The organism is Methanomethylovorans sp., assembly GCF_041447285.1.
Taxonomy (GTDB): domain Archaea; phylum Halobacteriota; class Methanosarcinia; order Methanosarcinales; family Methanosarcinaceae; genus Methanomethylovorans.
The window spans coordinates 37,469-51,350 of the sequence record NZ_JBGMEB010000017.1; the positions used below are offsets into that span (position 1 = coordinate 37,469).

At 38.4% G+C, this 13,882-nt stretch carries 10 protein-coding genes; 4 read left to right on the top strand and 6 right to left on the bottom strand.

Annotation, left to right across the window (positions count from 1 at the left end; translation table 11 throughout):
• The first annotated feature begins 547 nt into the window (after positions 1 to 547).
• The gene (locus ACC612_RS10505; RefSeq protein WP_371854485.1) at positions 548 to 2,011 is read left to right on the top strand and encodes a flippase; all 1,464 of its coding nucleotides are present in this window, start codon (positions 548 to 550) and stop codon (positions 2,009 to 2,011) included.
• A 64-nt stretch (positions 2,012 to 2,075) separates the two neighbouring features.
• Here the strand turns inward: ACC612_RS10505 and ACC612_RS10510 are convergent, their stop codons facing one another.
• The 5 genes from ACC612_RS10510 to ACC612_RS10530 all read right to left on the bottom strand — a co-directional run bounded on the left by ACC612_RS10510 (position 2,076) and on the right by ACC612_RS10530 (position 10,311).
• The gene (locus tag ACC612_RS10510; RefSeq protein ID WP_371854486.1) at positions 2,076 to 2,597 is read right to left on the bottom strand and encodes a GNAT family N-acetyltransferase; all 522 of its coding nucleotides are present in this window, start codon (positions 2,595 to 2,597) and stop codon (positions 2,076 to 2,078) included.
• A 57-nt stretch (positions 2,598 to 2,654) separates the two neighbouring features.
• Positions 2,655 to 3,653: a GNAT family N-acetyltransferase gene (locus ACC612_RS10515; RefSeq protein WP_371854487.1), complete on the bottom strand. Its 999-nt coding sequence runs from the start codon at positions 3,651 to 3,653 to the stop codon at positions 2,655 to 2,657.
• Positions 3,634 to 4,683, bottom strand: coding sequence for a polysaccharide deacetylase family protein (locus ACC612_RS10520; protein WP_371854488.1), 1,050 nt, complete (start codon positions 4,681 to 4,683; stop codon positions 3,634 to 3,636). The genes ACC612_RS10515 and ACC612_RS10520 overlap by 20 nt, the downstream gene beginning before the upstream one ends.
• Before the next feature lie 280 nt (positions 4,684 to 4,963).
• Positions 4,964 to 9,208: a disaggregatase related repeat-containing protein gene (locus tag ACC612_RS10525; RefSeq protein WP_371854489.1), complete on the bottom strand. Its 4,245-nt coding sequence runs from the start codon at positions 9,206 to 9,208 to the stop codon at positions 4,964 to 4,966.
• A gap of 404 nt (positions 9,209 to 9,612) precedes the next feature.
• Complete coding sequence (locus ACC612_RS10530) at positions 9,613 to 10,311, bottom strand: class I SAM-dependent methyltransferase (protein ID WP_371854490.1); 699 nt, start codon at positions 10,309 to 10,311, stop codon at positions 9,613 to 9,615.
• A 149-nt stretch (positions 10,312 to 10,460) separates the two neighbouring features.
• Here ACC612_RS10530 and ACC612_RS10535 point away from each other — a divergent pair, with 149 nt between their 5' ends.
• The 3 genes from ACC612_RS10535 to ACC612_RS10545 all read left to right on the top strand — a co-directional run bounded on the left by ACC612_RS10535 (position 10,461) and on the right by ACC612_RS10545 (position 13,106).
• Positions 10,461 to 11,666 (top strand): aldo/keto reductase, encoded by a 1,206-nt coding sequence (locus ACC612_RS10535; RefSeq protein ID WP_371854491.1) that lies wholly within the window; start codon positions 10,461 to 10,463, stop codon positions 11,664 to 11,666.
• A 253-nt stretch (positions 11,667 to 11,919) separates the two neighbouring features.
• The gene (locus tag ACC612_RS10540) at positions 11,920 to 12,573 is read left to right on the top strand and encodes a zinc ribbon domain-containing protein (protein ID WP_371854492.1); all 654 of its coding nucleotides are present in this window, start codon (positions 11,920 to 11,922) and stop codon (positions 12,571 to 12,573) included.
• Positions 12,574 to 12,692: 119 nt separating this feature from the next.
• Complete coding sequence (locus ACC612_RS10545) at positions 12,693 to 13,106, top strand: GNAT family N-acetyltransferase (protein ID WP_371854493.1); 414 nt, start codon at positions 12,693 to 12,695, stop codon at positions 13,104 to 13,106.
• On the opposite strand, the gene ACC612_RS10550 is transcribed toward ACC612_RS10545, so the two are convergent.
• On the bottom strand, positions 13,103 to 13,843 hold the full coding sequence (locus ACC612_RS10550) for a 4Fe-4S double cluster binding domain-containing protein (protein ID WP_371854494.1): 741 nt from the start codon (positions 13,841 to 13,843) through the stop codon (positions 13,103 to 13,105). The two genes, ACC612_RS10545 and ACC612_RS10550, sit on opposite strands and share 4 nt — an antisense overlap.
• Between the last annotated feature and the right edge of the window lie 39 nt (positions 13,844 to 13,882).

Here is a 13,882-nt window from a genome sequence, read left to right on the forward strand (position 1 = left end):
GTAATTAAAATTATGTCTGAAAGCCAGATTGATTTAATGCTAGATAAATATTTGCCGAAAATATGTAAATCTAAACATATTCATTTAAATATTAAAACAAATTAATAATCTAATATTTTGTCTGATCTTTATATAATCTATCCTAACCAAAGTTAATCAAGTTCAGCTAATTGCTTATTAAACTAGTGAATAGCTAAAATGAAAGGTTGCATTGGTTATTTTAATGGTTTTTATTTTAAAAATAGCTTTATATTATATGATTGCAATATTATTAAGCAAATATTATGGAATATACGGCGTTATATTCAAGTTCCATAGAAAATCCATTGCAATAGATATCAATCAACTAAAATTGATAATGTAAATAGACATCTGCAGACACATTCGTACTATTATTTGGTTGATCATCACTTATCACAGAGGATTTCTAATAAAGAACCGGTAAAAGTCAGAAATAATTGCAAAACTTTACAGAACGCTAAAGGGTTATATAGTTAAAAATCTCTAACATGAGCTACCTAATTCAATATTTATTTCAAGGGTTTTTATGTCAAACTATAAACTTATAAAAGATATAGGGATAGTAGCCCTATCTCAGATTTTAACATCTCTAGGTTCATTTTTGTTGCTACCTATAATTACAAAAACCCTTGGGCCTTATGATTATGGTACTTGGGCTCAAATTTCAGTAACTGTATCACTTCTAAGCCCAGTAGCTGTTATGGGTTTATCAATGGGGATCGTTAGGTTCCTATCAGGTGAACAAGATCTTAAACGGGTAAGAGAAACATATTTTTCAGTTCTGGCTATTGTTTTCTCAGCTGGAATTTTCATCTCTGCAATGCTTTATTTATCATCGGATTATTTAGCAGGATCAATATTTGGTGATCCAAAAGCATCATACTATGTTCAATGTGGTTCTCTTTTAGTATTACTCTTAGCCGTTGAGCAAATCTCATTGTACTATTTCAGGATATTCCAAAAAATAAACACTTTTGCCAGTCTTAGCATTTTTAAATCGATAGGTCATCTTATTGTGACTATTCTTTTGCTTCGTTCCGGCTTTGGGCTTTTATCGATAATAGTTTCTTTAGTATTGATTGAGTCCACATTATTTGCGATCTCGATGTATTTTATAATTTCAGAGATTGGTTTTTCATTGCCGAAATTTAAAGGTATTAAGGAAATACTAAAATACAGCTTGCCTCTAACACCAAATTCTGTTATTAGGTGGGTTACAGATTCCAGTGACAGGTATTTGGTCACTTATTTCATGGGATTGGGTTCTGCAGGAGTTTATTCTGCAGCTTATGGAATTGGAAATCTGGTTACTTTCATAATAACACCAATTCAATTTATACTGTTTCCTGAACTTTCTAGACTATATAATCAAGGAAAATATGATGAAGCTGCAAATTACATCAATCTATCTCTCCGATATTTTTTGTACGGTGCGATTCCTGCCTGTTTAGGTCTCACTTTTCTTGCAAAACCATTACTAGTTATTATAACAACTCCCGAGTTCATAGCTGGAAGCAATGTTATTCCATATGTGGCATTTTCAGGTTTGTTAGCAGGTGTATTTCAGATACTTATTAATATTACTCATTTAGTCAAGAAAACTCAGTTCAATTTGTTCATTCATTTATTTGCTGCTTTATCTAATGCAATATTGAATTTTTTACTGATACCTCCTTATGGCATAGTAGGAGCTGGATTTGCAACTTTTGTAGCATACCTGTTAATGGTATTGATATGCGCCAAAGTATCATTTAAATATCTAAAACCAAAAATTGATTGGATATTCATTTCAAAATCATTGCTTGCTTCCCTTATTATGTGTTTTTTCTTATTTTTCCTTGATTCAAATAGTTTATTTTCTTTAGTAAGGAATGCCGTTGTTGGAGCAATATTGTATGTAGCTTCCACCTTCCTTCTTAAAAGCTTTAATCAGAAAGAGCAGGATCTCATCAGAAGTGGAATTTCAAAAATTACAAAAAAGAGATCTTAAAAACACATTTTTCCACATTCCATATTAGAAAAGTTAATAAGATCATGGAATAAAATCGCTTTTGTTAATTCAACAAAAGTCTCATTTTGCAGCCGTTTTTGCCTTCCCCATACATATTTTCTATTATGTCGGTGCTTTCAAATCCAATCTTTTTATATAATCCAATAGCGGCGTTGTTTTCAGCATTGACAAATAACCATATAGATTCAATCCTATTAACTTTCAATTCCTTGATACTTTCCCTTAAAAGCGCCTCTCCAAACCCCTTTCTTGAAAAATCTCGATCTACTGCTACTGAAAAAATAACTGCCGATCTTTTTATTTTTCTTAAGGAAAGCGTTGGTTGTATGTAGTAACTGCAATAACCGACAGATTTGCCATTATATTGAATCACATAAAAAATATTCGGGAATATCTGTGAGTATCGGATCAGCTTTTTCTCGGATCTGTTAGGAAAATTCTGACTATATATTTTAAGTACATCAGTCAATGATGCCTCATCAACAGTAGTTATGTTTACCTTATCGATTTTGCTCCACTTTTTTGAAATGCCAGATCCAATGATCTCTTCTGCATATCTTCTCAAGCTCTTTAAAACATTGAAAGGTAATTTTAGTAATCTGAAGAGCATTATTTACTCAACTCACTTTTTAAATAATCCTCTGCAAACCCTTAAAAGCTTGTATCTTTGACTAGTGTAATTAATTAAATAATGAGGAACCAATTCCGGATTAAATCCAGTGATAAAGTCTGTGAATTGGGAATGATTTGCTGCCAGCATATTGATCTCTTTATGGCCTTCTACTTTTAGATCACTAATCACGTTATAATATATTAGTGAATTTGCTCCACTTTTCCTATAAGATGGATCTGATGATGCTGTCCATGCATATACTCGTTGTTTGTCCCATACTCTTATCTGAGCTGCCACACGTTCTCCTTCGGGGGTCTCAGCAATCCACATTTCACCTATATTTTTTCGTTCTACTAATTCAATCACTCGGTCAAAGAAAATCTTCTGTACAGGTGAGCTGAGATTCTGCCTGGTATAAACCATTGAAAATAGATTGTAGTATAGATTAGAATCTTTTAGTTTTTTAACCACTAAACCTTCTTTTGCTGATTTATTGATGTTCTTTTTCAGGTCTTTAGAAAGTCCGGCATCTATATCTTTTTCTAAATTCAGATAGTATGCATAGAAAACACCTGATTCCCATCCGTTCCATGTAAATGGTCTGATATCCTTGAAGTCAGGAGACAGCTTCATTTCAATGCTATCCAATTTCATATTGGAAAGAAATACACGCAACTGGTTCAATATTTCATGAGATTCCTGAACTTGTTTCCTTACGCTAGCGCCTGGAAAATCTTTGATTACAATTCCACCGTAAGGGGTCATTTCACATGTGGAAGAAGCTACCTTAAAGATCCCATTCATTTTTCTTATAAAAAGAGGGAATCCACCTACAAGAGCATCTTCTTGGAAACAACCATATATTTTTAGATCTTTGCTAAAAGTATCTCTGCAAAGTGTTAACCAATCACTTGTATGAAATACAGTTCCACATGATGATGTTTCTACAAGTTCGTCCCAGAGTTTGTATTCAGCTGGACCAAGTTCTCTAATTTGTATCTCTGACATTTTTTTCCCACCAATTGCAAATCTCTGCTCCACTGGTTATGCAAGCATTTTTCTCGGAACAATATTTCAATATCTTTTCATAGAATTTCAGGAAAATCCCATCCATTGAATTATTATGCCAGAGGATGGTAATTACGCCTCTATATTGTTCAACTCTATCGATCAATTGCTTTGTAAGTTCCCATGCCTTTTCAAAATCCAATCTCATGTAATCCATCAAAAGTGTACGGTCCATTATCACAAGCGGGATCTCAAGAATATCTATTTCCTTAGAAGTGTTTAGATTAAATGGCTTGAAAGGATGACAAATTCCGTTCCTGAATCCTGCGCAATTCGCATACCCAAATGTTGTATCATATTTGAATCCTGCTTTGCTTAATAGTTCCCATGTGTCTGGCGTTTTGAATCTAAGATAGTGATTTCTGTAGCCTATAACCTCTTTTCCCAAAACACTCTCAAGCAACTTCTTTTCCTGGACCATCTTTTCAAGATTATCATAAGATCCATGTCCTCCGTGCAGGCCCACTTCCCATCCTTTATCAGAAATCTCTCCAATCTCATCAGCAATTTCTTCTACATTATAATTGAAGTCTCTTTCTCCAGGTCTAAGTGCAAGGAAATATAAGCTTGATTTGGCTCCGTATTTGTCCTCAATTTCCATTATTTCTTCAAAATTCCTGAATGGATGTCTCTTTTTATTGAGGACAGAGAATGCATATCGCATACTGTTTCTATAATTACCTTTTACTGCGGATTTTGCAGATTCAAATGCACAGTTTCTAAATCCCTGTTTAATAACATCAATATCATGAGTAAGGCATACAGCAAACTTTTTTCCATCAGGGTATGCCGGATTTAATCCATTGTCTATCAAGTATTTAGATACAGTTGGCTCCATTAAGTTTGCATGTTTACTTAAATAGTAAGGAAACCTCTCATATTGATCTAAAAAAAGAGGGTTGTATTCTTCCCTTTTTGTAAAGAGTTCCCATATTTCTGGCTCAGCGCGCAGTTTATCAATTAGGGCCATTTTTCACACCTATTACTTCCATTCTATAAAACTTTATGCTATAAAAATCATAAAATCTTTGCCTTCGCTTCTATATGCTATTTTTTGATCCATGAATCTATAGAAGTACAAAAAACAGATTGCTATATAATCTGGAATCTATTATAGCTCTTCGATTATAAATATTATATTTCTACTATCTATCTGTGGATTTTTGTCCACCTACATCAATAGCAGCTATTAAATTAAAAATATAAAAAAAGTAGAGCGAAATAATTATTCGCTCACATTAACTGCAATCTTAGCTTGTTATAGTTAGCTTCGGCCTCTGTGCAACATTTGAATGCTCTGAGCTGTAGAATGCAATGTAATTACCGCTCTCGGTCTTTGCCTTTAGGAAGAATCCAGTGTTCTTATTTTTGCCACTTACATATTCCTGCACCAGCTGTGTGACATCAAATTCATAATATTTGTTTCCAGGTACCGTGCTGGCACGGAATGTAAGGGATGCATAGGGGTTACTTCCCTGAGCAACGCCGTTCTTATCGTACCAGTTTCCTCCGGCTGTGCTCCAGGAAGCAGTGGAAGTTCTGGAATTCCAGCTCACATACTTTGGATCCCACTCTGCCGGCCTGTAGATCTCTACTACCGTGTCAGAGGTACGAGTCGTAGCTGAAGGATAGTACCAATACAGTGAAAGGGTTGCTTTGGTTATTGTATCAGTTGTCTTGTAACTGCTAAGATCAAACATCATAATATCCCTGCAAGCGCTTGTACTCTTTCCGATATCAAGATAGGTGGAATCGGAAAGAACGGTGCTCGATAAGGATTCACGCAACCTGTTGTCGGAGGTAGCTGAATATTCAACAGTAACAATTGGCTTTGTGACAACCACTTTAACTGTGTCTGTGGATTTCTGACCGCTGGTATCCGTAACAGTCAAAGTGACTGTGTAAGTTCCTGCAGTAGTATATGTCTTTGTGGCAGTCTTGCCTGTTGCTTCAGATGTAATACCATTTGATGCATCAAAGTCCCATGAATATGAGGCTATTCCCTTGTCATCAGTAGAGGCACTACCATTGAAACTTACGCTAGAACCTGTGGTCGCAGTCTTATCAGCACCTGCATTTGCAACTGGTGAAGCGTCTACTGAAGAAGCTGTAGTTACTGTCAATTTCGGCCTCTGTGCAGCGTTTGAATACTCTGAGCTGTAGAATGCAATGTAATTACCACTCTCAGTCTTTGCCTTGAGGAAGAACCCAGTGTTCTTGTACTTGCCACTTACATATTCCTGCACAAGTTGTGTGACATCAAAGTCATAGTACTTGTTTCCAGGTACCGTGCTGGCACGGAATGTAAGTGTTGCATATGGTGTGCTTCCCTGTGAAACGCCGTTCTTATCGTACCAGTTTCCTCCTGCAGTAGTCCAGGCAGCGGTAGAAGTTCTGGCAGTCCAGCTTACATACTTTGGATCCCATTCGACAGGCCTGTATATTTCAACTACAGTATCAGAAGTACGTGTCTTACTTGCAGGGTAATACCAGTAGAGTGAAAGTGTTGCCTTTGAGATTATGTCTGTTGTGTTATACTCACTAAGATTGAACCACATGAGGTTTCTGGAAGCGCTTGTACTCTTCCCGAGGTCTATGTAGGTAGAATCTGAATAGACACCTGCAGGAGTGTCTTCACGTATTCTGTTGTCATATGTATCCATATTAAATCCGGTATTTACGACTGGTAAAGCACTGACAACAACATTCACTGTATCTGTGGATTTCTGACCGCTGGTATCCGTAACAGTCAAAGTGACTGTGTAAGTTCCTGCAGTAGTATATGTCTTTGTGGCAGTCTTGCCTGTTGCTTCAGATGTAATACCATTTGATGCATCAAAGTCCCATGAATATGAGGCTATCCCCTTGTCATCAGTAGAGGCACTACCATTGAAACTTACGCTAGAACCTGTGTTTGCAGTCTTATCAGCGCCTGCATTTGCAACTGGTAAAGCGTCTACCGAAGAAGCTGTAGTTACTGTCAATTTCGGCCTCTGTGCAGCGTTTGAATACTCTGAGCTGTAGAATGCTATGTAATTACCACTCTCTGTCTTTGCCTTGAGGAAGAATCCAGTGTTCTTGTACTTACCACTTACATATTCCTGTACAAGTTGTGTAACATCAAAGTCATAGTACTTGTTTCCAGGCACTGTGCTTGCAGGGAAAGTGAGAGATGCATATGGTGTGCTTCCCTGAGCAACGCTGTTCTTGTCATACCAGTTTCCTCCTGCAGTAGTCCAAGCAGCAGTGGAAGTTCTGGAAGTCCAGGTTACATACTTTGGGTCCCATTCGACTGGCCTGTATATTTCAACTACTGTGTCAGAAGTACGTGTCTTACTTGAAGGATAGTACCAGTATAGTGAAAGTGTTGCCTTTGAGATTGTATCAGTTGTGTTGTATTCACCAAGGTCAAACCACATGAGATCTCTACAAGTGCTTGTACTCTTTCCGATGTCAAGATAGGTAATGTCTGAATAGACACCTTCAGGACTGTCTTCACGGAGTCTGTTATCGTAGAAAGTCAAGGAGTCATCTATCTGGTTTGAAATTGCATTATTGACAATTACTTTTAATGTATCTGTGGATTTCTGACCGCTGGTATCCGTAACAGTCAAAGTGACTGTGTAAGTACCTGCAGTTGTATATGTTTTTGTAGCTGTCTTACCGGTAGTTTCAGATGAAATGCCGTTTGATTCATCAAAGTCCCATGAATATGAGGCTATACCTTTGTCATCTGTAGAAGCACTTCCATCGAAATTGACAGCAGAACCTATGGTTACGTTCTGATCTTCACCAGCATTTGCAATTGGCTCGTTGTCTGTTGTTGAAGCTGAGGAACCGCTCTTTGATGCCTGGATAGTGTTACCATACCTACCAATGTTGACCTTGCCACCGTTGGGTGAAGGTTCAGTACTGTAGGATGAACTAGAATATCCTGCATCTATCAATGAGCTGGATGTTGAATCTGTTACCCATTTACCACTTGAATAGTGTCCTGCTTTACTCTTAAGGTGGTAGTCACGAGATCCAGCATTTGAATTAGTTGAATCAACGCACAGTGGATCAACATTCAGGTTGTTGCTCATTGTAAAGCCACTACCATATGTTTGTCCATTCTTGTTGTTGTAAATGTTGTTGTTCTGGACTACAAACTTAGAGTAAGTAGGATTTGTATTCCATATTCCTACACCTGATCCGGTGATAGATGAAACTCCATCACTGTTCATGATTATATTGTTCCTGACGTAAGTTGTGAATTGGGTTTGTTGCTGACGCCTTCCAGATCTCAGGAAATACTTTACAGCAGCATGCCCACCATCATCAAACACGTTGTTCTCGATTATGGTATTATGGAAATCTCCTAAGACAATAGCAGCGTTACTGAAACCAGTATTACTTGAATATTGACCGACGTTTGTAAATGTGTTGTGGTGGATATACACATCACGAGCATGGATTACATTGTCCTGATAGTTTGCGGACATCCAGATACCTGCACCATTAGTGGTATGAATTTTATTGTTATAGATCTCAATGTCATCAAATACATGGCTTGAAGTTGAAGAAGTACCTATCTGAATTGCAGGACCAGTGGAGTCACCGTAAATGGCAGAGTAGATCAGATTGTCATGAATCGTAGAATCTGTACAGCCATCTGAATATCTGCATGCGCTGTTTGTTCTTGTCATGATAGTGTTGTAAGCATGTTCGACATTGCTGCATCCCATGGCATAGAGTGCATCATGACCTAGTTTGTATACATCATTATAAATGAATTTTATATTACTCCCACTCTTGATTTTCAGTCCGTCGCCACATCCCCATTCAAGGCGCATGTTTGAAACTTCTATGTTATTAGCACCATCAAAATATATCAGGTTGTAATATCCAGCACCGAGAGGAACTCCCTGATTCGCACTGTTTCCATCTATTATGAAACCAGTGATAGTGATACCATCATCAGTTCCAATATTTGCGATCATAGGTACATCAGCTGACCATCCAGCTTTTGGAACTAATTTGATCTCAGCTGAGGAGTCACCTGTGAGCACTGTATTTGCACCTATGTATAAAGTGCTGTCAATCCAGTATGTGTTTGGACCGCGTAAATATACAGTACCGCCACCACGTCCATCTATATATGCTAAAGCCTGATTTAATTGGACATGATCATTTGTTCCGTCACAGTTGTAATTCCCGGTTCCGTCTGTATCAACATAAACAACCGGTGTTTTTAAGGCTGCAGAACTTGCTGTATTATCAAACGTGTGATTCGTTTGATCTTCAATATCAGTAATGTTCAAGTCGGAGTTTTCTGTATCATTTTCATAAAAGTAATCTACAGTTTGAGTATAGTTTTGTGTAGCATTCAAATTGTAGAATATAGGATCATCCAGATCAATGGATGAAATGGAAAAATTCTCACTACATTCTGCAAATGGGATTATTGTTAAGAAAACAATAATCGACAAGCTAATTACGTTTTTCGTTCTCATGGCTTTTCACCGTATTACTCAAAAATTATCTGGCCATTAATATATATGATATGAGCACAATAAAATGTACACTTTAGTACATCAAAGATTTATATAATTCTCCCTACTCGCAAATTCTGCAAGGTGTAGTTAGAAAGTATAAGAAAAAGCATATGAAAACAAAAGCTTTAGGCATGATCATAAGCCTATAAACAACTCAGCTAAAGTAAAAATAAGTATCAATAGCTTAAGAATTATGTAAAATAATATTTAAGTGGCAGATCAGGTTTACCATATCATTTTCTGTTCAAAATAACGTCCATTCTGTAATATATAACAATGATCATGTCACTTCTTAAGATATTTAATGACAAATCGACGTTAAGCCCGACTTTCTTATTTCGTACAAGATGTTGGTATATTTCTTATTTTATGCCATAGAAACCAGCCTGCATGTACGAACACCAGAACAATTCCACGTTCTTAAAACCAGTTTCTTTCAGCAATTTAAGATGATCTTCTATAGTAATAGGGAAATACTCTACGCCAAACCTGGCTAAATGTTTGTCTACTTCTTCCTGGCTTTTACCCATAGATAACTGGAAATTCGCCCAGTATTGCTTACCTATCAGGATACCCTTTTTGGTAAGGGGCCTGATGTTCTCAAAGGTAATATAGATCCCATCATCATCTAAAATATCATAGCATACTTTGGTTGCTTTTATTCGATCTTCAGAACAAAGGTAATGATGGCACTGAATAGCGGTAATTACGTCAGCCTTTTCTTTTAGCATACATGAAAGTTTCTGTGTAGGGCAAGGTTTCAGAAATTCTACTCTTTCTGGCATGAAAACAGATAGTTTTTCCAAAGCTTGCTGCAACATGCTCTCGGATGGATCCAGTAGTATAAATTTAGTGTCGGGGAATTCTAAAATAGCTTTTTTAACCAAAGAGCCGGTTCCACAACCGGTGTCAAGCCAGACCTTTGGTCTAAATGGTAATGATTTGATCAGGTTGATGGTTTCCTGATGAAAAGATGAGTAATAAGGAATTGTGTTAGATACTTGAACATCGTAATCTTCAGGCAGATGAGGGGTAGTGTTTTGATCCGATTTAGGTGTCATGATGAGAATTTTATTTCTTCTTACTTTACGCTTTTGTTTTTCCTTAGTTGCTAATACAAAAAAATGAGCGACTAATTTCTTTCATATAATAAGCATATAATAAGCGCAATTACTATTTCTCATTGGACGATATACAGAGGAGGAATTCAATGTTATACAGGAAAATGCCAAAGAATGGAGATGAGCTTTCAATACTTGGTTTTGGTGCCATGCGTCTCCCTACCATGTCAGATGGCAGCATAGATGAAGAAAAAGCGACTCAGATGGTTCGCTATGCTATAGATAACGGTGTCAATTATGTGGATACTGCCTGGCCTTATCATATGGGGCAAAGTGAGCCTTTTCTTGCCCGTGCGCTTGCAGACGGGTATAGGGAAAAAGTAAAACTTGCTACAAAAATGCCTCAGTGGATGGTCAAAAGTCAAGCGGACATGGACAATTTCCTTAATGCTCAGCTTCAGAAACTCAATACCTATCACATTGATTATTATCTTGTCCACAGCCTCGTGGGTAGTAGTTGGAAGACTATTCGGGCCTTAGGTGTTGCTGAATTCCTCGACAGGGCCAAAGCCGATGGTCGCATCATTAATGCAGGTTTTTCTTACCATGGTTCCGGTGAAGATTTCAAGGATGTTGTGGATGGTTATGATTGGGATTTCTGTCAGATTCAGTACAATTTCCTGGACCAGAATATCCAGGCAGGTACAAAAGGACTTGAGTATGCTGCTTCCCGTGGCGTTGGAATTGTGATCATGGAACCGCTAAGGGGTGGTAATCTTGCAGATCCGGTTCCTTCTGATGTCATAAATATCTGGAACGAGGCTGAAATCAAGCGAAGTCCTGTAGAGTGGGCATTGCGGTGGGTCTGGAACCATCCGGAAGTCATTGTAGTTCTTTCAGGTATGAGTGAATCCTATCATGTTGAAGAGAACCTGAAGGTTGCAGAGGAAGGTTTTGCCAATTCTCTTACCTATGAGGAATTTAATCTTATAGAAAGGGCTGCAGACAAGTACAGAGAGCTGATGAAGATCAACTGTACAGGATGCAGGTACTGTATGCCCTGTCCTCAAGCTGTGGATATTCCTGCTTGCTTTGAGACATATAATAATCTTTTCATGTTCGGTGGAAAGGATAGGCTGATGATGATGTATGCTGCAAAGCTTGGAGGCATTTTAAGAGGAGCTGAAAGGAACTTTGCATCTCAATGTGTGCAGTGTGGTCAATGCTTGGATGCGTGTCCTCAAAGCTTGCCTATACCTAACCTGCTTGAAAAGGTTTCAGAGGAGTTTGAAGGACCGGGTTTGGAAGAGAGGATGGAATTTGCAAAACAGTTGTTTGCAAATAATAATTTTTAAATAAGACAATGCTTGAGGGAATCTAATCCCTAAGGCAGGTTTTGTGAAGTGGCGAGAATAGAAAATAGATGATAATCTAGGGTGAAGGAAATCAAATGGCAAAGCAAATATATGGCCATTGCAAATTCTGATTGCAACTTTATAGTTTATCTTTGATGATTACGTTTGAGTATCATTCACATGCTTAAAGGTTTCATGTCTTCGTTTATTAATAATATACACCATATACAAATTGGAAGAGAGGAAAAAACTTATGAGTGGCAAGATAGAATTCACCCGAAATTATTCTGACCAGAGTACTAATCAGGGATTCCAATTCGAGTTTTACTGTGACCGCTGTGGTACTGGTTACAGGACACGTTTTAAAGCATCAGCTATCGGTAAGGTCACAGGCGCATTAGATGCTGCCAGTGGTATGTTTGGTGGTATTTTCGGACGTGCTGCTGACCTTAGTGAAAGAGCAAGGTCAGCAGGATGGGAAAAGGCTCATGATGACGCATTTCTGGAAGCGATGAATGAGCTGAAACCTGACTTTATCCAGTGTCCCCGCTGTTCGTCCTGGGTGTGCAGGAAGAGCTGCTGGAATAATTCAAAAGGGCTTTGCAAGGATTGCGCTCCTGACATGGCAGTTGAGATGGCTGCTGCACAGGCAAGCCGCACGGTGCAGGAGGTCTGGTCACACTCAAAGATGGCTGAAGAAGACAGGGAGATGCTGAAAGAGGAAAGCTGGAGGAAAGGTGTACGTGCCTCATGTCCTGAGTGTAATGCTCCTCTGCCTGATAACAAGGTCAAGTTCTGTCCTGAATGCGGTGCAAAGCTCCAGAAGGATATATTCTGCACGGGATGTGGTGCAAAACTGGATCCCGGTGTGAAGTTCTGTGGTGAGTGCGGTACAAGAGCACAGTAAGCAGATAATGGAAAACTGAGTTATCCTCTTTTTCCAGCTATTTTTTGCTTTTCCATATTGTGTTTAGTTTTCACTACGCATAAATTATTAGTTTCAGTTATGGAATAGATAAATGGAATATGACCAATTACATGATCGTAGAAAAATTACCCTCGGTCGAGGAGTACATAGATCTCAGGGAATCGGCAGGCTGGTCCTATCCCAACAAGGCAGCTATAGAAAAGAGCCTGAACAACTCCAGCTACTGTGTTTGCGCTATTAAGGACGGCACTGCCATAGGTATCTCGCGTGTGGTGGGAGATGACAGTTTCATTTATTTGATTGTTGATGTCATTGTCCTGCCTGAATACCAGAATAAGAGAATCGGCACTGCACTTATGGAAAAGATAATGGAGTACCTGAAAGAGAATGTACAGGAATATTCATCCATCACCCTGATGGCTGCAAAAGGAAAAGAGACTTTCTATGAGAAGTTCGGGTTTTTCAAGAGGCCATCAGGAGAGTATGGGCATGGGATGATGGTTGAGCTTTAGTCTCGAACTTTGCTATGTAAAATTCTATTATCCTTTTTCCTCCCATGAGGACAGACATACACACATAAACCACATACAGCTATCTGTCCTTTCTTCTCCATCTCTTTGAAATAGTCTTCACATTTCTTGGCATCATATCGCATTTCTCGACTTTCATCTTCAGCAAAATTCCTTCCTGTAAAAGCCTGAACAGGACATATTTTCACGCATTCGTTACATGTTCCACACCTGCTTTCCATTTTGCTTCCGGTAGGTTGAAGAGGTGCATCTGTCAGTATCGTTGTCCATCTAACCCTTGGTCCGTTATCTGGTGTTATCAAGAGGCAGCTTTTCCCTATCCAGCCCAGTCCGGCCAGATGAGCTCCCAGCTTGTGGGAGAACTGAGCACATATCCTTTCATCATCAATCCTTTTTGATGAAGGAAGAGGCAGTACTCCGTAACCCCTTTCCTGAATATGACTGCTTAGGATTGAAGCTATCATATCCAATCTTGAGTTGATAACATCGTATGCATGATGTTTGTAATTTAATAACGCAGCCTTCTCATTCCTATGCGGGAGTTTGTCAACGATAGGGCCGATCAATTTTATTCCAAGTGAAATCGCATATGGATATGCAGATAGATCATCACCACCCTGCTCTACTATAAACTCTCTTGCTTTTGACAGATCTGATACTCCAAAATACTGAACGCCATTATCCAATGCCATTTTGTTCAATTCGTTCTGAAGACTCACAAACATTCCTCTGGTTATATTGTCAGGTGCCTAATGGTC

Excerpts from the sequence above, each read along its gene's own strand:
- ACC612_RS10505 (WP_371854485.1), top strand. The coding sequence starts at position 548 with ATGTCAAACTATAAACTTATAAAAGATATAGGGATAGTAGCCCTATCT.
- ACC612_RS10515 (WP_371854487.1), bottom strand. The coding sequence starts at position 3,653 with ATGTCAGAGATACAAATTAGAGAACTTGGTCCAGCTGAATACAAACTC.
- ACC612_RS10520 (WP_371854488.1), bottom strand. The coding sequence starts at position 4,683 with ATGGCCCTAATTGATAAACTGCGCGCTGAGCCAGAAATATGGGAACTC.
- ACC612_RS10525 (WP_371854489.1), bottom strand. The coding sequence starts at position 9,208 with ATGAGAACGAAAAACGTAATTAGCTTGTCGATTATTGTTTTCTTAACA.
- ACC612_RS10530 (WP_371854490.1), bottom strand. The coding sequence starts at position 10,311 with ATGACACCTAAATCGGATCAAAACACTACCCCTCATCTGCCTGAAGAT.
- ACC612_RS10535 (WP_371854491.1), top strand. The coding sequence starts at position 10,461 with ATGTTATACAGGAAAATGCCAAAGAATGGAGATGAGCTTTCAATACTT.
- ACC612_RS10540 (WP_371854492.1), top strand. The coding sequence starts at position 11,920 with ATGAGTGGCAAGATAGAATTCACCCGAAATTATTCTGACCAGAGTACT.
- ACC612_RS10545 (WP_371854493.1), top strand. The coding sequence starts at position 12,693 with ATGACCAATTACATGATCGTAGAAAAATTACCCTCGGTCGAGGAGTAC.